Source organism: Arcicella lustrica (assembly GCF_034930985.1).
Lineage (GTDB): Bacteria > Bacteroidota > Bacteroidia > Cytophagales > Spirosomataceae > Arcicella > Arcicella lustrica.
In genome coordinates this window covers 261844-286036 of sequence record NZ_JAYGIM010000001.1, presented here as the reverse complement: position 1 = coordinate 286036, position 24193 = coordinate 261844, and the positions used below count along the sequence as shown (strand labels likewise).

15 protein-coding genes are annotated in these 24193 nt (G+C 35.3%); 10 read left to right on the top strand and 5 right to left on the bottom strand.

The annotated features are described in order from the left end of the window. The first annotated feature begins 234 nt into the window (after positions 1 to 234). The 3 genes from VB798_RS01135 to VB798_RS01125 all read left to right on the top strand — a co-directional run bounded on the left by VB798_RS01135 (position 235) and on the right by VB798_RS01125 (position 2676). The gene (locus VB798_RS01135; RefSeq protein WP_323255081.1) at positions 235 to 1398 is read left to right on the top strand and encodes a sigma-54-dependent transcriptional regulator; all 1164 of its coding nucleotides are present in this window, start codon (positions 235 to 237) and stop codon (positions 1396 to 1398) included. A 227-nt stretch (positions 1399 to 1625) separates the two neighbouring features. After that, complete coding sequence (locus VB798_RS01130; protein ID WP_323255079.1) at positions 1626 to 2117, top strand: hypothetical protein; 492 nt, start codon at positions 1626 to 1628, stop codon at positions 2115 to 2117. A gap of 133 nt (positions 2118 to 2250) precedes the next feature. Beyond that, entirely contained in the window at positions 2251 to 2676 is a 426-nt protein-coding gene (locus tag VB798_RS01125) for a hypothetical protein (protein WP_323255077.1), read from the top strand. 61 nt (positions 2677 to 2737) lie between these two features. On the opposite strand, the gene VB798_RS01120 is transcribed toward VB798_RS01125, so the two are convergent. Then, positions 2738 to 3244, bottom strand: a complete 507-nt coding sequence (locus VB798_RS01120) for a hypothetical protein (RefSeq protein WP_323255076.1) — start codon at positions 3242 to 3244, stop codon at positions 2738 to 2740. 198 nt (positions 3245 to 3442) lie between these two features. Between VB798_RS01120 and VB798_RS01115 the strand changes: the two genes are divergently transcribed. The 7 genes from VB798_RS01115 (at position 3443) to VB798_RS01085 (ending at position 12888) form a co-directional block, all read left to right on the top strand. Then, complete coding sequence (locus tag VB798_RS01115) at positions 3443 to 4801, top strand: M24 family metallopeptidase (protein WP_323255073.1); 1359 nt, start codon at positions 3443 to 3445, stop codon at positions 4799 to 4801. 316 nt (positions 4802 to 5117) lie between these two features. Next, positions 5118 to 6143 carry a hypothetical protein gene (locus tag VB798_RS01110; protein ID WP_323255071.1) on the top strand — a complete coding sequence of 342 codons (1026 nt, stop codon included), beginning with the start codon at positions 5118 to 5120 and terminating at the stop codon, positions 6141 to 6143. A gap of 465 nt (positions 6144 to 6608) precedes the next feature. Further along, complete coding sequence (locus tag VB798_RS01105) at positions 6609 to 7931, top strand: DEAD/DEAH box helicase (RefSeq protein WP_323255069.1); 1323 nt, start codon at positions 6609 to 6611, stop codon at positions 7929 to 7931. Between the two features lie 75 nt (positions 7932 to 8006). Then, entirely contained in the window at positions 8007 to 9077 is a 1071-nt protein-coding gene (locus VB798_RS01100) for an AAA family ATPase (RefSeq protein WP_323255067.1), read from the top strand. A gap of 12 nt (positions 9078 to 9089) precedes the next feature. Then, complete coding sequence (locus VB798_RS01095) at positions 9090 to 9746, top strand: DUF4276 family protein (RefSeq protein WP_323255065.1); 657 nt, start codon at positions 9090 to 9092, stop codon at positions 9744 to 9746. 29 nt (positions 9747 to 9775) lie between these two features. Next, entirely contained in the window at positions 9776 to 11977 is a 2202-nt protein-coding gene (locus VB798_RS01090; RefSeq protein ID WP_323255063.1) for a B12-binding domain-containing radical SAM protein, read from the top strand. A 56-nt stretch (positions 11978 to 12033) separates the two neighbouring features. After that, positions 12034 to 12888, top strand: a complete 855-nt coding sequence (locus tag VB798_RS01085) for a UbiA family prenyltransferase (RefSeq protein ID WP_323255061.1) — start codon at positions 12034 to 12036, stop codon at positions 12886 to 12888. Positions 12889 to 12982: 94 nt separating this feature from the next. Here the strand turns inward: VB798_RS01085 and VB798_RS01080 are convergent, their stop codons facing one another. From VB798_RS01080 to VB798_RS01065, 4 genes are all read right to left on the bottom strand, one after another. Further along, positions 12983 to 16822 carry an Ig-like domain-containing protein gene (locus VB798_RS01080; protein ID WP_323255059.1) on the bottom strand — a complete coding sequence of 1280 codons (3840 nt, stop codon included), beginning with the start codon at positions 16820 to 16822 and terminating at the stop codon, positions 12983 to 12985. A 122-nt stretch (positions 16823 to 16944) separates the two neighbouring features. Then, the gene (locus VB798_RS01075) at positions 16945 to 18402 is read right to left on the bottom strand and encodes a vanadium-dependent haloperoxidase (RefSeq protein ID WP_323255057.1); all 1458 of its coding nucleotides are present in this window, start codon (positions 18400 to 18402) and stop codon (positions 16945 to 16947) included. A 308-nt stretch (positions 18403 to 18710) separates the two neighbouring features. Beyond that, positions 18711 to 20519 (bottom strand): RagB/SusD family nutrient uptake outer membrane protein, encoded by a 1809-nt coding sequence (locus VB798_RS01070; RefSeq protein WP_323255055.1) that lies wholly within the window; start codon positions 20517 to 20519, stop codon positions 18711 to 18713. Between the two features lie 78 nt (positions 20520 to 20597). Next, positions 20598 to 24044, bottom strand: a complete 3447-nt coding sequence (locus VB798_RS01065; protein WP_323255053.1) for a TonB-dependent receptor — start codon at positions 24042 to 24044, stop codon at positions 20598 to 20600. Between the last annotated feature and the right edge of the window lie 149 nt (positions 24045 to 24193).

Sequence of the window (24193 nt, the reverse complement as noted above, 5' to 3'; positions counted from 1 at the left end):
AGGAAAGAAATCCTTAATCGTGTGGAATTGAATTTAACTGACGCATAAAATTGCACGAAAAGGAAGCACCAAATTTAATTCTTGATGCAAATTCTGCAATTTTATTAATAAATTTGAAGTAAATAGCGAAGTAAAAAAGGCATTTTTAACTATTTGTAAGAATTTCCTTCTTAAATTCACAACAAAATAACCCTTACAAATTAAGACTGCTCAAAATATCCCCCATTCCAATTCATGGCGAAATTATTAATTATTGATGATGAAAAAGCAATTCGAGGTGCGCTACGAGACATTCTGGAATATGAAGGCTATAACATTGACGAAGCAAGTGACGGTGAACAAGGATTAGAGATGTTCAAACAGAACGACTACGATGTGGTACTTTGTGATATTCGTATGCCGAAAGTGGATGGACTAGAATTATTGCAAAGAGCAACCGAAATGGGTCGTTCTACGCAATTTATTATGATTTCAGCTTTTGGGAATGTAGAAACAGCCGTTGAAGCTACCAAGCGTGGTGCCTTTGATTTTATTTCGAAACCACCCGATTTGAATCGTCTTTTGGTAACAGTAAAGAATGCCATTGAACGTGGGAAAATGATTGTTGAAACGAAAGTTTTGAAGAAAAAGGTTTACCGCTTGAATGAAATTGTGGGGGAATCAATCGCTATTCAAAAAGTAAAAGATATTACAGACAAAGTGGGTCCTACAGAAGCAAGAGTACTAATTACTGGACCCAACGGAGCTGGAAAGGAAATGGTTGCGAAACGTTTGCACGAAAAAAGTAACCGTGCTACCATGCCTTTAATTGAAGTAAACTGTGCGGCGATTCCTTCTGAACTGATAGAATCTGAATTGTTTGGACATGAAAAAGGTTCGTTTACTTCTGCCGTTAAACAAAGAATTGGGAAATTTGAACAGGCTGATGGCGGAACGCTTTTCTTGGATGAAATCGGTGATATGTCGCTTTCGGCACAATCAAAAGTATTGAGAGCTTTGCAAGAAAGTAAAATTACCAGAGTGGGTGGTGATAAAGAAATCAAAGTAAATGTGCGAGTTTTTGCAGCGACCAATAAAAATTTACACGTTGAAATTGCAGAAGGACGTTTCCGTGAAGATTTATACCATCGTTTAAGTGTCATTCCGATTTATGTCCCACCGCTTAAACAACGCCCAGACGATATTCCATTATTGGTTGATAAATTCCTAGACGATGTGGCTAACGAGTACGGGCAATCGAGTAAGCAAATAGAAAAAGAAGCAATGGAGTATTTACAAACTTTACCTTGGACGGGGAATGTTCGTGAACTTAGAAACGTAGTGGAAAGATTAGTGATTATGTGTAATGATTTAATTACACTAGAAGATGTAAGAATATTTGCCACACCAGTGATTTAGAGTACTTTTAGTCCACAGATTTCAGTCATTATAAAAAGGGAATTCATTTCGATGGATTTCCTTTTTTCGTTTTTAATGCTTCATAACAAAAACTTATTAAAATCTTCATCAACACACCTTTGTAATATTTCTGATTCACTTATCTTTGCTAGTGCTTCTAAAAGCCAGTGGAAGACAAATTAGTATGCTATTACCTATCACATACAATCATCTAAAATTCACTAATTATGAAACACATTATATTAATTCTATTACTTAGTTTATTTTCTAGCAATTCTTTTTCACAGGATTTTTTTGCACCAAAAGATACTGTTGCATATCAAAAAGGAGGCATCCTTTACAAAGGCGTTCATTATTCTAAAATAGAAGATATGCAACGAATTTTGCTTACAACTCCCAACCAAGAGATTTCTCAACTTTTCTCTTCGTACCAATCAAGCCTGAGTACTGCCAAAGTATTTTCTTTTATCGGGGGCTTTGCTGTGGGTTGGCCGATTGGTGGAGCAATCGCAGGAAGAAAATTTGACACGGGTCTTTTTGCAGGTGGCATTGGAGTTTCGCTGATTGGTTTGCTGATTAATGGTGGTGCTAATGCTAAACTAAAACAAGCAGTATCAACATTCAATAAAAATACGGGTAACGGTAAAATATCATTTCGACCAGTTTTTTATCAAAACGAATATCAGCAACTAAGTGCTGGGTTAACTATCGGTTTTTAATAATAGCATAATATTTTTCTTCAACTGGCTTTTAAATAATTCCGATTCTTCCAATTTCTGTTATGAGAAATGTATCTGCTAAACCGTTCATTCTCATCATTAGTTTTACGTAAACAATTAAAATAACATACACATGAAACAATTAACTTTATTACTCTTAGTAGTTCTATTTACAATATCTGGCTGTAAAAAAGATGATGAACCTACGCCAGATTACACAAGTACTTTCGTTGGCACTTGGAAAGCTACCGCTGTCGTTCAAGACGGACAAACCGTTAGTTTAATTAACGACCCTGAATTTGCTTTATATTTAAAATTCAAAGCAACTGGTGTTAATAAAGTTAGCGCTATATTAAAAACAGTAATCGTTACTGATACACTTGATTCGGAAAGTGCTGAGCTTAATATTACGAAATCGGGAGATACTTTTAATCTTATTGAAGTAGGGACAACAAGTAGCCACCAAAATGGATATTTGAGATATACCAGTAGCAATGGAGAATTGAAATTAGGAAGTGTTGAGAATGGTAAAACGTCTGAATTCACTTTTAAGAAATAAAAAATGCCATTGTTGATGTTTTTTTAGCATCAACAATGGCAAAACTATTCTTTAAGAAAGCTTAGTTAAAAATCCAGCCAAATGAAATTGATCCCCATACTGGTACTACCAATTCTGTGCTCCCTTTACTACTTACCTGAATTGGCACTATCATACTGAATCTCCAAAAGTTTTGTTGATTACTCGTCAAAACTTGATAGCCTATTTGGGGCATTAACATTTCAAGTGGAATATCATTTTCAGCTTTAACTCCTCCACTTTTAAAATGGTCTTCATCAAACTTAATTCGGCTATAGCCTGCACCAACAAACCATCTGTTAGTGTTTCCCAAAGTAGTATTTACTTCGCCATTTATAGCACTGCTATATCCAGGAAAGTATGGAGTAACCCCAAGCTTTAGCCCTAAATAATGTTTCTGTACAGGAATGTTGTGTTGATAATAAAGACTATAGAGAATATTATTCCCGGCAAGCTCTACTCCTATTTGATTTTTGTTTAATGATTGCCCATTGGCGAAAAATGTTAGGAAGAGACAAATACATAAAGTAGGTATAAAAGTCAATTTCATAGAAATGTGTTTATGTTTGATAGATATAGTTACAAAGATAAAGGGTAGCTGACATTATTTTGATAGGTATGCTTTATCTTTTGCATAATACGAGTTGGAAATTCGTGTTACAGTTTAAATAAATCAGCCCATGATAAGTCTTCTCTAATGAAATTCTCTTATTTTTATAAGAATCAAATTTCATTAACATCCTTCATCATGAACAAATACGCTTTTACCTTTATTGCCTTACTTTTTGCTATTCATTCTCTTTTTGCTCAGGACATTCCTAAAATTTTAGCGTTAAAAGACAGAGCTGTTCTGCAAGACCAATTATTGGATGAACGCTTTAAATCTCTTTTGCCTTCTTTGATGCGAAAGCAAGGTATTGATATGTGGCTAATTATTGCCCGTGAATACAACGAAGACCCTATCATCAAAACGATGCTTCCTTCTACTTGGCTGAATGCTCGCCGCAGAACGATTCTGTTGATTTACGATAAAGGCGAAAAAGAAGGCTTGGAATGTTTGGCGGTAGCTCGCTATAATGTAGGCACGATTTTCAAATCTGCTTGGAAACCCGAAGAAGAACCCAACCAATGGAAGCGTCTTTCTGCCTTGATCGAAGAAAGAAATCCTAAGAAAATTGCGATTGATGTTTCTGAACAATATGCACATTCTGATGGACTTTCACATTCTGAACATGAGGCTTTGATAGAAAACTTATCTCAGAAAAGTAAAGAGAAAATTGTTTCTAGCGAAAAACTAGCTGTTGGCTGGTTGGAAAGTAGAACGCCAAGAGAAATAGCTCTTTACGAAACCTTAGACCGTATTACGCATCAAATTATTGCAGAAGCTTTTTCTGATAAAGTTGTCGTTCCGGGTGTAACGACTACCGAAGATGTAGTTTGGTATTTGCGTGAAAGAGTAGCGGAACTGAAATTAGATACTTGGTTTCATCCAACGGTTGATGTGCAACGTCCAGACCCAGATAAAACAAACTGGCCTTATGACCGTCGCCCAGCGGAAGATGTGATTCTTCCCGGCGATTTACTTCATTGCGATTTCGGCATTACTTATCTTCGTTTGAATACTGATGTGCAGGAATTGGCTTACGTTCTTCGTCCTGAAGAAAAGGAATTACCGGAATATTTACGAAGAGCCTTAGCGGCGGGCAACAAAGTTCAAGATATTATGACGGGATTCTTTAAAGTGGGCATGACGGGCAATCAAATTTTAGCACTATCGCTTCGTAAAGCAGAGCAAGATGGTTTGGTAGCACAAATCTATTCGCATCCAGTGGGTTATCACGGTCATGCTGCTGGACCAGCGATTGGTATGTGGGATATGCAAGGGGGCGTGCCGGGCAATGGCGAATATCCTTTGAACGAAAATACTGCTTATGCCATTGAACTGAATGCGAAGGTGAAAATTCCAGAATGGGGAAATAAGGAAGTAAGAATTATGCTTGAAGAACAAGGTCTTTTTATCAACGGAAAAGTACATTATATCGACGGGCGACAAAAACAAATTTTGACCATTCCTAGAAGAAGTACTATTCAACATTTGGGACAATGATTTATTTAGTGAATGAGTGAGTTGTGAATTAGTGATTTTTCTTAATTGTGAGTTAGCGAATTGTGAATTAGTGATTAGGAATCTGCTTTTAAAATAGGCACTTTGTAGCGGCAACTCTTGCTTTGCCATTTCAGGCAAAAATTAGCGAATTAGTAGTTAGTGATATTAATAATCCGAGGCTAAAACCAGAAATCCGATTTCCGACATCTGAAAGCCGAAGACCTAAAATCCGAAATCCAACATCATAAATCCCAAATCAATAAAACTGTCCGATAACCGACATCCATCATTTCCTCATTATCCGTAAGTTTGCAACATGAACAAATTACAATTACCGCTCTGGCTTATCAAACTTACGCATTTTGAATATTGGACGTGGTGGATGTTTTACATTCCGCTTCTCCCCTATTGGTTGTATCAAGCCGCTCGTACTCGCTCGCTTACTTTTTTCACCAATGCCGACCCTTGTATTGACTATGGTGGTTTCTTCGGTGAAAGTAAAATAGATATTCTTAAACAGATTCCTTCTGACTTTTTACCGACATATTTCTTTGTAAAAAAAGAAACTTCTTTAGCTATAATTCCTGAAAAGCTAAAAGAAAACAAGCTTGAATTTCCGATTATTTGTAAACCCAATGTAGGTGAAAGAGGCTCGCAAGTAGAAAAGATTATCGACAAAATTGCGCTTGAAAAATACTTGCAAAACCTTCAAGAAGATTTTATTATTCAAGAATTTATCACTTTTGAGATTGAATTGGGCGTACTCTATTATCGTTATCCAAATCAACAGAAAGGACAAGTAAGTTCTATTACTAGAAAAGAGTTTTTGTCGGTAACAGGCGATGGAAAATCTAGCATTGAAGCATTAATGCAAGCCAATACTCGTGCAAGATTTCAGCTTGAAACGATGCGTTTACGTTTAGGAGAAAAGATTCATGAAGTAATTCCAGCAGGAGAAAAACGATTATTAGAACCGATAGGAAATCATTGTAGAGGCACAAAGTTTTTAGATAACAATTTCTTAATTAATGAAAAACTGAATCAAGTATTTGATAAAATTGCGCTACCGATTGATGGTTTTCATTATGGAAGATTTGATATGAAAGTAAAGTCAATCGAAGATTTATATGAAGGAAAAAATATCCGAATCATGGAATTGAACGGAGTAAGTTCTGAACCGGGACATATCTATGACCCTAAAAACACCGTTTGGAATGCCTACAGAGATTTGGCTCGTCATTGGAAAATCATTGCAGATATTTCTATTCAGCAACAACAAAAAGGCATCATGCCAATTGAAACCAAAATCATTTGGCAAGTAGCCCGTGAACATTTTGCTTAGAGATATTTTATCTCTTGCATCAGATAAAACAATATTCCGAAGACATAAAATATCTCGTCGATGACACAAAACATCTCATCGGAAACATATTTTATCTCTCGCATCAGATAAAACAAGACTCCGAAGACATAAAACATCTCTTCGATGACACAAAATATCTCGTCCGAGACATATTTTAATCTATCGCATCAGATAAAATAACATTCCGAAGACTTCAAACATCTCGTCGATGACACAAAATATCTCGTCCGAGACATATTTTATCTATCGCATCAGATAAAATAACATTCCGAAGACATAAAACATCTCTTCGATGACACAAAACATCTCTTCCGAGACATATTTTATCGCTCGCATCAGATAAAATATGTTTCTGTGATGTCTTTTAAAGACAAGCCTTTTTACCCAGTTCTTCAAAAATTCATTAAGCCCAATTAAACAGATATTTTGTTTTACCTTTGTGCTATGGAAACCAATCAAACAACAGCACAAATCCTTCAAAACTTAGGGATTGAAACTTTAAATCCGATGCAAGAAGCGGCTTTAAAAGCCATTTCAGAAGACAGCAACGTACTTTTAATTTCTCCTACAGGTTCAGGAAAAACCATTGGTTTTTTATTGCCTATTTTACAATTATTAAAGCCTGATGTACCTTTTGTACAGTGTTTAATCCTTACGCCTTCTCGTGAATTAGCTTCGCAAATCGAACAGGTTTGGAAGAAAATGTCCACAGGTTATAAAGTAAATGTATGTTATGGCGGGCATGATGTGGCTACTGAAATCAAAAATCTAAGCAATCCGCCAGCAGTACTTATCGGTACGCCCGGACGAATTGCTGACCATATTACTCGTAGGTCTTTTAATTTGGATGGTATCAAAACTTTGGTATTGGATGAATTCGATAAATCGCTCGACCTTGGTTTTCATGACCAAATGTCGTTTATCATTGGTGGTTTACGCAAACTCAACAAAAGAGTATTGGTTTCTGCTACAAAAGGCATCAAAATTCCAGATTTTACAGGCGTTTCTTCGCCAACTTTATTGAATTTTATTCCAGAAGATAAAGTAGCAGAAGGCTTGGTGATGAAAGTAGTGATTTCAGAACAAAAAGATAAAATTGATGCTTTGTTTAATCTACTTTGTTCATTGAATTCTGAATCTGCTATCATTTTCTTGAATCATAGAGATGCCGCAGAACGTACTTGTGAATTATTGCAAGACATGGGCATTTATGCAATTTTCTATCATGGTGGAATGGACCAAGACGATCGAGAACGAGCTTTGATTCAATTCAGAAATGGAAGTGTTCGTTATTTAGTCACGACAGATTTGGCGGCTCGTGGGTTGGATATTCCAGAAATGAAGCACGTTATTCATTATCATTTGCCACTCCAAGCCCATGAATTTATTCATAGAAATGGAAGAACGGCACGTATGAATGCAGAAGGAACGTCGTATTTAATTTTCCAACGCAACGAACATCGTCCAGCCTATGTAGATGATAATTTAGAAGAATTGGAATTATCGGAAAATAATCCTTTGCCAAAAGCTCCAGATTTTTTAACAATTTACATCAGCGGAGGCAAGAAAAACAAATTGAATAAAGTAGATATTGTTGGCTTTTTCTCGCAAAAAGGCAAATTAGAAAAAGGCGATTTAGGACTGATAGAAGTAAAAGATTTCACCTCATTTGCTGCTGTAAGAAAAGAAAAAGTAAAAGAATTACTACAAACTATTCGTGATGAAAAAATGAAAGGGAAAAAGTACAAAATTGAAGTGGCGAGATAGGTTTTAAGTGGATTTATGGACTTTAGGACTGAAAGACTTAAAAATAGTAGAAATTATTATTAAAATTTTTAAGCTATGATAGATTACATAAAAATAGAAGGATTCAAATCCATAAAAAAAATGGAAATGTCGCTTAGACCTATCAATATTTTGATAGGAAGTAATGGCAGTGGCAAAAGTAATTTTTTATCTTTTTTTGACTTTCTTAATAGATTATATAATCAAAAACTAACTGAATATGTTGGATTAAATGGTGGAGAAGATAAAATGCTTCATAAAGGAGGAGAAGTTACTGAAAATATTTCCTCTAAAATACAATTTGGTTCAAATGCCTATTCTTTTAATCTTAGAAAAGGAGATAGTTCATTTATTTTTACTTCTGAAGGACTTTGGTATGATAATAACCCTTACTATCAAAATCCAATAGATATTTCTGATTTTAAAAATGAGGCTAACGTTAAAAATTACACTTTACCACGAGCTTATTTTATCCGAGAATATCTAAACTCTTTCAAAAAATATCATTTTCACGATACTGGGAAAAATTCACCTTTTACGAAAACAAGTCATATTGATAATGATATTTTTTTCTTGTACGAGAGGGGTGAAAACTTGCCAGCGTATTTATATTTTATCAAAGACAAACATCCAATTTCTTACAGAAGAATTATAAAAATCATTCAGAGTGTTGCTCCTTATTTTTCAGATTTTTTCTTTCAACCTAATGAAAATGGTTTCATTAGGTTACTATGGCAAGACAAGTATAGTTCAACAATTTATGGGGCTAATGATTTGTCTGATGGTACGATTAGATTTATTGCACTGACCACTCTTTTTATGCAACCTGAATTACCCTCAAGTATAGTAATTGATGAGCCAGAATTAGGTCTTCACCCTTTTGCTATCAGTAAGTTATCAGGGATGATTTCTTCGGCATCAGCTAAAGGATGTCAAATTATTATTGCAACACAGTCAACAGATTTAATAAGTCACTTCAAGCCAGAAGATATAATTACAGTAGATCAAAGAGAAGGTGAAAGTCAATTCAACAGATTAAATACAGCCTCTTTAGCTATTTGGTTAGAAGATTATACGATTGATGATTTGTGGAAAAGAAACATTATTTCTGGTGGTCAGCCTAAGTAAATTTACAAAAGGATGAAAAGACTTATTATTATTTGTGAAGGAGAAACAGAACTTGAATTTTGTAAAAATATTCTGTTTTCATATTTTATTAGCATAAGTATTATAACTGAACCTGTTTTAATAAAAAAATCAAGCGGTGGGATAGTAGCTTGGTATCATCTGAAAAATCAAATAGAAACTCATCTTAAATATGAAACACAATCCTTTGTAACCACGTTTATTGATTATTATGGAATTAATAAAAATCATGCTTTTCCAAATTGGTCAGAGAGGTTAACATATATTGATAAATCTCAGATGTTAAATTTTGTTGAATTGAACATGAAAAACGACATTAATGACAAAATTCGCTTTAGGTTTATTCCATATATTCAATTGCATGAATTTGAAAGTTTACTATTTAATGACATCAATGTATTCAAAAAACAGATTCCTTCAAATGAATTAAAAAATATTGAAGAGTTAGAAAGGATTATTGTCGAATACCCTAATCCCGAATTAATAAACGATAGCTCTATTACTGCTCCTTCCAAAAGGCTCGAAAAACTTATTCTTGGATATAATAAGCCAATGTATGGCTCAATTTTAGCAGAAGCAATTGGGTTACAAAAAATCAGAGCTAAATGCCCTCGCTTCAATGATTGGGTTACAAAGTTAGAGCAACTATAAAACATTTTTTTAAAGTAACCCCATTTACATTGAACACTCAAAAAGTCTTTTTAATTACTCCTCCATTTACGCAGCTGAATACTCCGTATCCAGCTACGGCTTATATTAAGGGGTTTTTGAATACTAAAAATATACTTTCCTATCAGGCTGATTTGGGAATTGAAGTAATTTTGAGCCTTTTTTCTAAAGAAGGTTTGTTGAATTTATTTGCCCAAATTGAAAGTCAGGAACAAGCATTATCAGATAACGCCCAAAGAATTGTAGCCCTGAAAGAACATTATATTCATACGATTGATGCGGTAATGCTTTTCTTACAAGGCAAAAATCCTACTTTGTCGCATCTAATTTGTCAAGAAGATTTTTTGCCAGAAGCCAGTCGCTTTGCTCAATTAGAAGAATTGGATTGGGCTTTCGGAACAATGGGAACGCAAGATAAAGCCAAGCACTTTGCTACACTTTATCTCGAAGATATTTCAGATATTATCGTCGAGTGCGTCGATTCACATTTTGGTTTTAGTCGCTATGCCGAGCGTTTGGGGCGTTCTGCCAATAGTTTTGATGAGCTTTATGAAGCTTTATCGCAAGATTATACCTTTATTGATGAATTACTCATCAAGATTTTGGCGGTAAAAATGCAGGAAGTAAATCCTACTTTGGTAGCGATTACTGTTCCTTTTCCTGGCAATTTATACAGTGCTTTTCGTTGTGGACAATGGATTAAAAAGCATTTTCCAGCGGTAAAAGTAGCAATGGGCGGAGGTTTTCCGAATACAGAATTACGGTCACTTTCGGATGAAAGAGTATTTGAGTATTTTGATTTTATCACTTTAGATGATGGTGAAGCTCCGCTCGAAAATTTGCTTGAACATTTGGAGGGAAAGCGAAAACTAGAAGAACTGAAACGTACTTTTACTTTGGTAGATAAACAAGTAAAATACATCAACCATAGCCAAACGCACGATTATAAACAGTCGGCAGTAGGTACGCCCGATTATGCTGATTTGCCTTTAGACCAGTACATTTCTGTGATTGAAATCGTGAATCCAATGCACAGAATGTGGAGCGACGGTCGTTGGAATAAGCTCACGATGGCACATGGCTGTTATTGGGGAAAATGTACTTTCTGTGATATTTCTTTAGATTATATTAAACTTTACGAACCAATTTCAGCCAAAATCCTTTGTGATAGAATGGAAGAAATGATGGCTCAGACGGGTCAGAATGGTTTTCATTTCGTGGATGAAGCCGCTCCGCCTGCTTTGATGCGTTCGTTGGCTTTGGAGATTCTTAGAAGAAAATTGACCGTTACTTGGTGGACAAATATTCGTTTTGAAAAAAGTTTCACCGCAGACTTATGTTTGTTACTGAAAGCATCGGGCTGTATTGCCGTTTCTGGCGGTTTAGAAGTAGCTTCTGACAGGCTTTTAGAATTGATTCAAAAAGGTGTAACCGTTGCCCAAGTAGCCAGAGTAACTCGCAATTTTACCGAAGCAGGAATTATGGTGCATTCGTATTTGATGTATGGATTTCCAACACAAACGGCTCAGGAAACGATTGATTCTTTGGAAATGGTACGTCAAATGTTTGAACTGGGCATTTTACAATCAGGCTTTTGGCACCAATTTGCGATGACGGCTCATAGTCCCGTTGGGATGTATCCAGAGCAATTCAAAGTACAAAAAGAAAGTGCAAAAATTGGCACTTTTGCCAATAACGATATTTTTCACCTCGACCCAACGGGAACTGACCATAGTTTGTTTAGTGATGGTTTGAAGAAATCACTTTTTAATTTCATGCACGGAATTGGCTTTGAGATGAACCTGAATCAATGGTTTGAATTTAAAGTGCCGAAGACCAAAGTACCGAAAAATTACATCGAACAAGCTATTAATCAAGAAGAAGATTATACTTTAAAACCAAGTAGTAAAATTGTTTGGCTGGGAACAAAACCAACGGTGAAGCATCTTACCAAAAACCAAAAAAGTAGAGTATTGAATCTAACCAATTTAGGATTTCATGATAAAAAAGAAAGTTTTAATATTTCAGTAGAGCAAAAACAAGGCGAATGGTTGGTTGAGATTTTGAAAGAAATTTCAGTTTCAAACAACAAAGTTTATACTTTTCAAGAAGTAAAAACACATTATGAAAAAGCTGGATTGGAAGACTTTGAATTATTCTGGTTCAATAAACCTGTGAATAATTTGCAGGATTTTGGCTTGTTAACATTATAAATAGCTATGAGCTTTGAGCCTTCAGCTATCAGATTTTATTTCGATACTTTCAGACATTGAGAATTTTCAACTTCTTAATCAATACCAATATCTACATTTCGTTAGCAGCGGTGGCGTTAACGGTGGAAACACAATTGCAATTAGGGATGCCTCCGCAATGGCATCCTTATTTGTTTATCATCTTTTTTGCTACGCTGTTCGACTATAATTTGCATAGGCTCGTTACTGTTTTAACGAATAAAGAAGCATTGAATAGTGATAAACATAAATGGTTAAAAGAATATTTGAGCCTGTTTTATGTTTTGGTGGTATTTTCAGTAATTGGCTTTATCATTGCAGTTTTTTTAGCCAAGAAAGAAGTACTCATTATACTTTCTCCTTTTGCGTTAATTACGCTTTTTTATTCTTTACCCATCTTTAAAAATCAAAAATATTTATTCCGATTAAGAGAAATCCCTTTCTTGAAAATCTTTTTAATTTCCATTGTTTGGTCGGCAACAACGATTATTTTACCAATTGTTCAATCTGGAAAAAGCTTTGATTTTGCTCACTTAGCTTTGATGCTATTAGAAAGGTTTTTATTTGTCTTTGCCATTACGATTCCATTTGATATTCGAGATATGAGAGGCGATGAACAATCTGGACTCAAGACAATTCCATTGGTAATTGGTGTTAAAAAATCTATGATTTTAGCCAATGCTTTTACAGTATTATTTCTAATTGTTAGTCTTCTGCATTATTACAATTCTGCGTACTTCATTTTATTTGCTTTTGTACTTTCTGCAATCAGTACATTGTTCTTTTTAAACAGTAAAATCCTTCAAAAATGGTCATTTTATCATTATGGCATTTTGGATGGAACGATGCTTTTACAGGGGATTTTGGTATGGATTTGTTACTTTTTGAATTGAGATTTGAACAGCGAAACGACTTTTAGTAATGTCCAATATTGAGTATTCTCAGATATTAGGTAGAGTATTCTGAATAGATAAAACTAGCGTAAAATTATTCTACTGTTAATCCACTAAATGGACCAACATCAGTTGGAAATGTTCTAGTAACTCCGTCAATATCATCTGTTACTTGTTCAATAATTGTTGGAATCTTTCCTTTACCAACAGAACTACTACTCAATGAACCTGATGTATTAAAAATTACTTGTGCTTTATTCGCTAATGGAACAAATAAAGTATTTTGTCCTTTTGCCAATTGATAAGTAGCTAAATTTGAATCATTAACGCTAAAGTTTGGACTTCCATCTACAAAGTCAAAGTCAATATATCTTCCACTAGTATACTCTACGATAAGGTTATTATCTTCTATTACTGGTACATCTTTAGCTGCATACAAGTCACCTCTCAAACCCTCTAAAAACACATTACCTCTAATTTTTCTTAAATTTGAGCATAAATAAATTTTTGAAAATTTAATCTGACTGTGAATAATATCAATACCATCAACCTCACTCATATAACTACTTTGTTGATTACTTTCAGATGGTAAATAACAATTAGTAAGACTAAGGTTTTTATTATTTTGGAAGTACATCAATAAACCACGGACGTTTTTAAACTTAATATCTTCAGACTGTTCTATAATTCCTAAATCAAACAGCATATCACCATTAACAGAACCTATATTCTCAATAACCCAATTCTTATTATACTTTAATACTAAAGAAGGAGAATATCCATGGCTTGTTCCAATAATATTCCCTCCCTGCCCAGTACTATGGTCAAAATTGATATTCTTGATACTAATATTTCCATTGCTCAAACCATTTTCACCATTAATGCGGAAAGACCCCGCAGTTACATTTCTGACGATAAATCCATCTATTTCTAAATTAGAAACACCAGTTGTAGCTCTCATTACACAAAAGCCAAAGTTTACTATTATGTCTAAGAACTTCATGTTAGTTCTACTATCCGCACGGATAATTGCACCGCCAAAATCATCAATGTTGGCGTTTCTTAGTTCTATATTTTTAAGTGTGGTATAATCTCGTTCACATCTCCAAACAGATGCTGATTTTTTCTGGGCATCAAAAATAGGTCTTACTCCAGTAGCCCCTTGAAAAGTAACTCTATTTGTTCCATTTGTGTATTTTGGCGCAAATGTGTCCTCTAGCAAATAAGTATCCGAGGTATTAAATTGAACAATAATATCTTCTGTTATTGAATTGGTTGTGAGCCAATCCTCTGCTTCTTTCAAATCATTCGTATTTAAAAGCACCTTATCTCCAGTTGTATTCTTTATTGTAATCTTGCTACTTGTGGAAGGAGTAGTTGTAGGTGGAGTAGTTCCTGAATTTGAGCTAGTTGTACGAATTAAGTCTTTTTTAGGAGCTGTTTTGGTTTTAATAATAGTATAAGGAACACATCTAGCCACTCCACAATCACAAACTACTTTTTGAATAGTAACAGTATGATCAGTAAAACAATCATTGGCATTAAATACACGTACTGTATATTGTTGTATTACAGCAGTTGGGTTAGGAACATCGTTTCTAAGCACTCCATCTGTTGGTATTGCCGTTGAAGTTGCATACAATTTTCCGCCAGTATAAGTAGCTCCTGCACTAATGTCATATCTTAAATTTGAACCAAAACCTGCAAGTTTTATTGTTCCATCATTTTTAACCAAATCTTGGTCGCAAGTAGAATTTGTAGCAGTAGCAGTTATTCCTAATGGTCTGTCAAAAACAACAACATTTATCAATGTACTAGCAGAACATAAACCATTACTTACTTCTACAGTGTAAATTCCACCTTGAGCTGCTTGAATATTATTAAGCGGTACATTTTGTAATGACGATGTAAAGCCATTTGGTCCTGTCCAAGCATAAGTAGCAGTAGCAGGAGTAACAGAAAGCGTAACATTCGTACCAGCACAAACAGGTAAAGTAGAAGTTGTAATTACTGGATTGAGAACTGTACTAAAAGTAGCAGTCGCAGAAGTTCTGCTTCCCGCAGGCGATTCACAACCACTAAGTAAGTCTTTACACGCAACAAAATATGTTTTGGTTTCGGTTACTGGTACATTGAAGGGACTTCCTGTGTGTAAAATAGAAGATGATACTTGTGAACTATACCAAACTGGTATAAAACCCGCAGCACATGTCGCTTTTAAACCGAGGCTTCCAGCACCACAAACTACACCACCAGCCACTGTTGATTGTGAAGGAGCAGCGGGAGTAGTATTAACTGAAATTGTCACAGCAGTACGATTCGCTGAAAGTACTCCACAATTATTTTCAATTGGCTTACAACCTACAAAAAAAGTAATATTAGAAGAAGCATTGAATGAAAAACTATTTCCCGAACCTATTACTGTATTATCTGTTGATGAAGTGTACCACTGAGGAACTCCAACAGCACAAATAGCAGTTAATGAAGCAATTCCAGGGCTACAAAGTACTGCACCCGTTGAACTTGACACCTTAGAACTAAAGGCAGGAGTTGTAAAAGTGAAATCATTAAAGCATACATCTGAACCACTCCAAATACGAATTGTATATTTAGTGGCAGGCTTTAAACCTGTAAATGTTAAGGTTGTTGCTCCTGGAGCTAATGTTAGATTTGCTCCAGCTCCAAAAATAGGACTTGTTCCAAATGTTTCCCCTTCTTTAATACTAGCTTCAATTGTTTTGGTAGCATTGTAAACAAGATTTGAGATTGTTGCTGTGCCATTATTATTTGGTACAAAGTTAGTACAAGTACCGAGGGTAGTTGTAATATCATTAGTACTTATAGCAGGAGCATTACAGTCATTACATTTTAAATTACCACAAACAAATGCAATAGATTTACCTTGTACACCAGCGTGATAAGGAATGAAGGTACTGAAGGCATTCGTTGCTAAATCAAACTTGGTAACACAGTCGCCTTTATAACTTGTAATATATAAATCTCCATCAGGTCCAAAAGCCAAATCAAAAGCATCAACAGCACCACTGGTGATACCTGCATTTAAAGTAGGTCTTGGGAAATTAAAAGAACCAATAATAGCACCTGTTAAACTATTGTAATGAACTAAGCGATCGGCTACATTTAAGTCATCACTGGCTAAAATAGCCCATAGACTGCCATCATCTCCAAAGTTTATTCCTCTATAATTAAACCCTGCGGGTGCAGTTGCTAATAGTGTAGCAGCGCCTGAAAGCGAAGGATCTACGTATTCAATTGTACTTGTTTCGCCTGTTATATTCCAGTTTTTACTTACATATACTTTCCCTGTAGTTGGATGAATTGCAATTCCCCATAATCCAGCAATTTTATTATTGAAACTTGGCGATTCGTAATAATTTACAACAGTGTTAGTAACAGTACTTACTTTCGATATTCCGTTATAGCTTGTAACATACAAAAAGCTTTTATCAGGAGACATGGCAAGGTCTAACAAATCTTCTCCAGGTATTGGTATTGGTGCTAAAAAAACTCCTTTCGAAAAATCATAAACTACTATCTCTGATTGATTACAACATGTTGCCATATAAGCAATATTCTTGTCCGGATCTACAACAATACCTTCAGCTCCACCACCTTGGATTGAACATGCAATTGCGCCAGCATTTGGATTACTTGTATTACCATTTCCAAATTCAAATACTTCTGAACGAGTTAAAGCTTTATCTCCTGAAACTGGGACAACCCCAACAATCATATAGGTTTTATCACATCCAACTGGAGAATTCTGAGCTTTCAGGTGTAGTGAAGAAAAACTCAAACACAACAACATAAAAAAACTAAAGATATTTCTAAATGCATGTATTTTTTCTGATGAAAGTAAAGGCATTATCATCACTTGATTATTTATGTTTTGTCGGAAAAATATGCCAATCATTTTTATTGACAGGCAAAGGTCAAACAAAGTCTTGAATACTTTTATTAACCATGAGTTAAGATTTTTCATCATTTTACGATTGTATTTGTTCCCCCAATATATTTTATTAATACAGTTAAAGCCTATTTTTTGATTATATTCCAAGGTAATGAATTGATATTTTTACCTATTTTCTTACCTTCTACTAAACCCACTTCATTGTCTTGACGAGTATGAATTCCTCCATACAAACGTGACATTGCAGATTCTTCAGCAGCAGCCCAAAATGAGTTAAAGCTTCTCGCTTTGTATTCTACTGACCTTTCTAAATCTTTGGGTCTGCCAACGTGTGAGTCATCTATAAATTTAAAACTTGTTCCATACAACTCTGTCAATACTGTTGCTGTAGCGGCACTTTGTACTGCATGACCCGAATAATAAGCGGGGAATGGTGGCTCTGGCCAATATAAATCCCAATTTCTATCAATATTATAATAAATAAAAGAATATGGTCTTTCTGCGTTGTAAATAAACTTTATTTTCCAGCAATTGATAAAAGCATCAGCTACTGCCATTCCTACTTTAGCATAGGTTTCGGCTGCTTTGAACAAATCTGGTTTAGCCGTTTTTACTGCTAAATTAGCTAAGTTATACGAGTGCCCCGGAGGTGAAAATGTTTGAGAAGGATCGTCTCCCCACCAATTGGCAATTTCTTTTTCCTCTTGAGTCAATGTTTTGCGTTTTGTATATACTTCATACATATAAGCATAATATTTAGAATCAGGCTTAAAGTCATACTTTATCATTTCAGGAATCGGCAGTACACTATTCGTTGGTGAAAAAGTTCTGTTTTTTCCCCAATAAGGATGTAATGGCATCGCCACAGCCGACTGTCCTCTAGTTGGAGCTTTCCACAGACCTTTACCAACAGGTACTTTGTAAGTGCTATCAAAATTTCTTTTATAGCCTTCATGTCCTCCATCCGTTTTTGACCATTCAAAAATAGCCTCCGCAATTGCCTGACCAAATAATTTTGAACGTTCAGCTACTTTTCCATCTGTTGTTTTAAGCTCATTTTGATATATCGCTTCTTCCAGAGAATCTATTCTACTAATATTTTTTGGTGCAGATTGCTTATACAGTTTTTTCAAAAGGAAGGCTTGCCCTGCATTTAATGAAAGTGCCCAATTATAAACTTGTCCTTTTTCAGGCTTAGGCAATTCGGCTAAGCCTTTTAATGTACCTACTAAAGATTTTTTCTTTGCTTCTCCTGCTACTACACATTCATACATTGTTAAACCCAAATATCCCAGTGAACGAGAACCATAAGTTGGCGAACCTCCGGGTGTATTTTTCATTGTTTTCAACGACATTTCTCCCCATTTCAAAGCTACTTCAGATGATACAAACTCATTTTTGGGAATATACTTTGGGACATTAAGACTAAAATATCTTATTTCACTAAACGATGCTTCACTTTTATTGATTGATAAAAAATACAATGACAAAATAATAATGCTCATAAAAACGCTAGTTCTGAGCATATTTTTTTCAAAAAAGACATCCAACAAACCTTTGTTGAATACAATATTTTTTTTCATCAAACTGAAAAATACCATAAAATTGTTTTAAATAGAGATTGTAAATACTATTAAATAGGATTCTTTATGTTTTGGATACATTCGCCATCGTAATGTATTAGTACGAAACTAATGTATTAATCTTTAAAAACTAGCTAAAACCATGCCAAATTACTTTAAAATATACTTACTGTTTCAATCTAATTCTTGTTTTAGGTTTTTTTCGTAGGAATGAGGCATTCTGTTGATAGATGATAAAATACTGTGTCTTTTGGTAAAATTTGTATCAAAAAAAATCCCCTTGCCTATCAAGCAAAGGGATTTTAGATTTAGTATAATGGATTTTGAATGAGATTCTTATTTTTATTCATTTCATCTAGTTTGATGGGCAGAAAGTAAGCTCTATCTTTCCAGTTTCTATCCTGAACATCAATGACTTTGAAAGTTGGCGTATTTGATGTTGTTTTATCTGGATTCAGTGGATAACGAATTTCAATTCCCTTTGCATTATCAAAAGTACTTGGAGCAGTCATCCAACGACGTACATCAAAGAAACGATGGTCTTCAAATGCTAATTCTACTCTTCTTTCATTTCTGTAACGTTCTACCAATGCTTGTCCACTTTCGGTAATTTCAGGCATTCCTGCTCTTTTACGAATCATGTTAATATACTGACGAGCTTCTGCATCTTGCCCAAGACCAATACAAGCTTCGGCATAATTTAGCACAACTTCTGTATATCTAATAAAACGCCAAGGCAAATCTTGTTTTACATATTGTGCATCAATTGTTTGGTCGATAAATTTACGTAGATAATATCCAGAATAAGTACCGTTCCAGTCTTCAATTGGACCTTTACGAGTATCAAGACCAGCGATTACATCTACAGAATTGGTTGAAGCATTCCACTTTTCCCAAAAACCTACTTGTATTACTCCTTTAGGGTCAGAAGCGGCTACATCCGATGGACGTTTTCTCCACTGAACTCCTTCATAAAGTATAGTTGCATAAAAACGTGGGTCACGATTTTTGTATGGATTTTTAGCGTGTTCGGTATTCGTCCAGCTAAATTTCGAACCGTCTTTCATTTCATAAGCATCTACTAACTGTTGTAATGGCGTATTACTTCCCCAGCCATGATAGCCATTCGGGTTGTTGAATAAGCCTGGATTATAACCGTCCCAGCTATCTTCTGTTTTAGGCAAAAAGAATCTCACGAAAATATCTTCTGTGTTTTCTTTCATTAAAAACATTTCACCATAATTTTTGGCTGTTGAATCGCCAGTGGCTGGAGTAGCTTTATAAATACTGTAAGCACCTAAATCCATTACTGCTTTAGCTGCATTTTTTGCCGCTAACCAACGTGCATTACGGTCACCACCTACATAACCTATTAATTCAGGATGAGCAAAACCACCTGCCCAAGTAGGAGTTTTGTTGTATAAATCACTTGCTGCGTGCAATAATACTCTTGCCTTCAATGCCAAAGCTGCTCCTTTCGTTGCTCTTCCTTTATCAGCACCAGTATTTACCAGTAATAAATTTTGTGCTGCTTTATCACAATCTTCAGCAATAAATTTAATACAGTTTTCATAAGTATCTCTAGCAGGCGTAAAATCATCCGATAATTTGTAGGCTTGCTTGATAATTGGCACACCACCATATACAGACACTAGGTTATTGTACAAATAGGCTCTCAAGAAATATACTTCGCCAATTAAACGCTTTTTAGTATCAGGATTATCAAATGGAGTACTTTCAATTTTTTCAAGGAAAAGATTACAAGCACGAATGTATTTGTAAACATTTTGCCAAATCATTCCTTTATAACGATTTCCAGACCAGAAATCCCAAACGGAATAATCACTGGCTGTTACTAAACATTTGGTAACATTGCTACTTCCAAAATCGGCATTATACATAGATTCATCACTTAATGATGCCATCATCATATTGCTAAAACCATGTGGAATGCCCAAGTAAATATTGTTTACAAAAGTGGTTACCAAAGCTGGGTCTTTCCATACGGCATCTTCTGCAAACTGATCTAAAGGTTGAATGTCGAGGTCATTTTTACACGAAATGGTGTTAAAAAGTACAAGGACACTTGTCAATAATATATATATTGTTTTTTTCATCTGATTAAATGTTTATGTATTGCTTTCAGTGAATAAAGTGTTCAACTGAAGAATAATTCGCTTTTCAAAAATCGAAATTTAGAATGTAAATGAAAGCCCAGTGTTAAACACTTTTTGAAGTGGATAACCTTGTCCGCTCCCGCTTCCCATCTCTGGGTCAAAGTCTTGATAATCTGGACTAAATGTCCATAAATTCAGACCACTTACATAAATTCTTGCGCCTTCTAAACCTAATTTTTGACTTAGCTTTTTAGGCAAAGAATAACCAAATTGAATATTTTTCAAACGGATATAATCAGTACTTTTCAAGAAATAAGTATTTCTGTTACTTACCCAATATTCATTGCTACGGTTGAAAGTTCTAGGACCTGAAGCATTCGGATTTTCTGAAGTCCAACGTTGGTCGTAGAAGCTTTTTAAGAAGTTACCGATTTCACCAGATTCTGTAGAAATATAATTGGTTGCCCCGAAAGCTCCTTGAAACAAGATACTTAGGTCAAATTGTTTATAACGAAGATTGGTTGAAAAACCAGCAGTAAAGCGAGGAATATTACTTTTTCTACTTCTCACACGGTCGTTGCCATCAATTTTTCCATCTTTGTTTACATCTTCAAAAATTACATCACCTGGTCTTGCATTATCCCAGTGCGGATACGAATCAACCGAAGCTTGGTCTTTGAAAATACCAATAGCATTGTAATATAAATCTGCGTTAGGGTTTCTTGGGTCAGTAGGAATTGGGTAACCCGTAGTTTTTTGATAATCTGGAGAACCCGGTGCTTCATCCCAGAATACAATTTCATTTTTAGAATAACCTCCGTTCGCACCGATTTGGTAAGTTAATTCACCCGCTTTGTTGTGATAATTAATATCAAATTCAAAACCAGAGTTAGCTACTTTTCCTATGTTTTCGCTTGGTAAAGTCAATCCCGTTGATGTTGGAACAGAAGCATTTCTTGGCCATAAAATTTGTGACCGAGTATTGTAAAAATAATCTGCCGAGAACGAAAGTTTATCTTTCAGCAATTGCATATCAAAACCAATATTTGCTTGGTTGGCTACTTCCCAAGTCACATTCAAATTAGGAATACGAGTTTCGTAAAGGGTTTTGTTCTCTTGGTCTATTCCTAAAATAAGGGGCTGAGGAACGCCTCCGCTGTTCGCAAAAAAACCATAAGAAGATAGGTATTGCCATTCTGCAATGCGGTCGTTACCAGTTTGTCCCCACGAAGCACGCAACTTCATGTTTTCGATAAATGATACTTTATCTTTCCAGAATTCTTCTTCAGAAAGTCTCCATCCCAAAGAAACACCTGGGAAAAAACCATATCTTTTATCAGCAGGGAAGATGTACGAACCATCATAACGCCAAACAAATTCAGCTAAATATTTTTCTTTGAAATTATAATTTACACGACCAAAGTAATTTCTACGAGCATTCTGAGAAGCAGAACCATTATTATCTTTTTGTAAATCTCCCCCTGCAAAAAGTTGATCTAATGCCGTTGAAACAAAGTATCTACGATAAGCCGAGAATTTATCCATTTGTCCAGAACGAGATTCCGTACCAACCATGAATTTCAAATAATGATGTTGCCCGATTGTTTTCTCATAATTCAACAAAGCATTCATCAAAATGGTATGATTATCCTCCATTTGTTCCGTTAAACGAGCATCATCAAAACCTTTTTTGCCTTTAATTAACACTGGTTTTCCACTGGCGTCAACCGTTTGTCCATCCCAAGAATATAAGTACCAAGGCGTTTCAAATTTCTTGTCAAAACGTAAACCTTTATCAATACTAGCAGTTGTTAATAAAGACAGACCTTTCACCCAAGGAATCTGAATATTCAATTTCATATTACTGTTTAAGTAATACCATTTATCTTTATCATAACCCGTAGCATCGGTACTTACTACAGCTGGGTTATCACCATATTCAATGTCTGGTCCTGGTGTTCCATCTGGCCAATAAGCAGGCAAATTAGGTTTTCCACGCATTACCATTCTGAAAATACTTCCAGCAGAACGAGTTGGATAATTTCTATCTTCCATTCTACCCGAAACATCAAAACCAAAGCTGATATACTTGTTAATATTGGCATCAATATTACTTCTAAAATCATACTGATTATATTTCGTTCCGCTGTTTTTATAATAACCATCTTGGCTTTTAGCACCAAAAGAAACGAAATATTTGAAGTTTTCGCTACCGCCAGAAATACCAATATTAGCATAATTTTGTAAAGACCAAGGCTTTAAAACTGCCCCAAACCAATCTGTATTCGGGTAACGCCAAGGGTCTGAACCATCGCTAAATTTCTGGATTTCTTGAGGAGTGAATCTTCCTGTTCTACTAGCATAAGTATCTATTTCATTCAACATCGTAGCATATTCAGCTGCACTTGCCATTGCAGGCAAACGAGTTGGCTGTCCGTAGCCTTGATTTAGATTGAAAGTAATGGTTGGTTTTCCGCTTTTTCCACGTTTTGTCGTTACTAAAATAACACCATTGGCAGCTTGCGCACCGTAAATTGCCGCAGAAGCATCTTTCAAAATGGTTACGCTTTCAATTGTACTTGGGTCAATTCTTTCTAATGAACGCCCAGGAACACCGTCAACAACCACTAAAGGATTATTATCGCCTAAAGTATTCACCCCTCTAATTCTCAATGTTGAGCCATCGTTACCCGGCTCACCACTTGAAGTAACAGCCACTAAACCCGGCAAACGCCCAACTAAACTATTACTTACGTTGATAGAAGGCGATTGCACAACATCTGAACCTTTTACTGATACTACAGAACCTGTAACGGTTACTTTTTTCTCAGTTCCGTAACCCACCACCACAACTTCATCAAGCGACTGTGTGTCGTTTGCCAAAGTGATGTTTAAGACTGATTTTCCACCAACAGTTATTTCTCTTTTTTGGAAACCAATTGAACTGAAAATTAATACAGTATTATTGTCTGGCACTGAAATTCTATACTGTCCTTTTGCATCAGTAATGGCACCTCTTTGTGTGCCTTTGATAAGGATATTTACACCCGGCAATGCCTGACCTGCTTCGTCTGTTACCGTACCTGTTACTGTTTGTTCAGCAATTTCGATGCTTAATACTTCATTGTTTTCTTGAAGATTACTGGCAGAATTGGCATTTCCAGCTGAACGATTGATAATAACCATTTTACCTGATACCTCATACGTAAGGTGCAAAGGTTTGAAAAGATTATCAAAAATTTTTGATAATTGAGCGTTCTGGAAATCAACTGTAATTTTGCGATTAGATTGAATAAGCTTTGAACTAAATACAAACTTAATGTCCGTTTGCTTTTCAATTTGTGTTAGTACACTTCTCATGCCTAACTCCTGAGCTTGCAACGTTACTCGTTGATTGAGAACGTTTTGGGCATTAGTATTACTCGCAAAAGTTGAGCTCATGAGCCAGATTGCAAGAAAAACTTGAGTGAGTGTAATTTTCATAGCCGTAAGTAGTAACTTATGGATTTGTAATGTTTTTTTCATACATTTGGAGATGTTTTGTTTAGGTTGAATTTGAGCAAAACAATTCCCGCACTTTACCTTGTAAAGTGTTCATTGGCTGGAACCAAAAGGGGAACTTTAAGGTCGGTAATGCTGGAACATTGCCGACTTTTTTTGTGAGGACGGGTTTT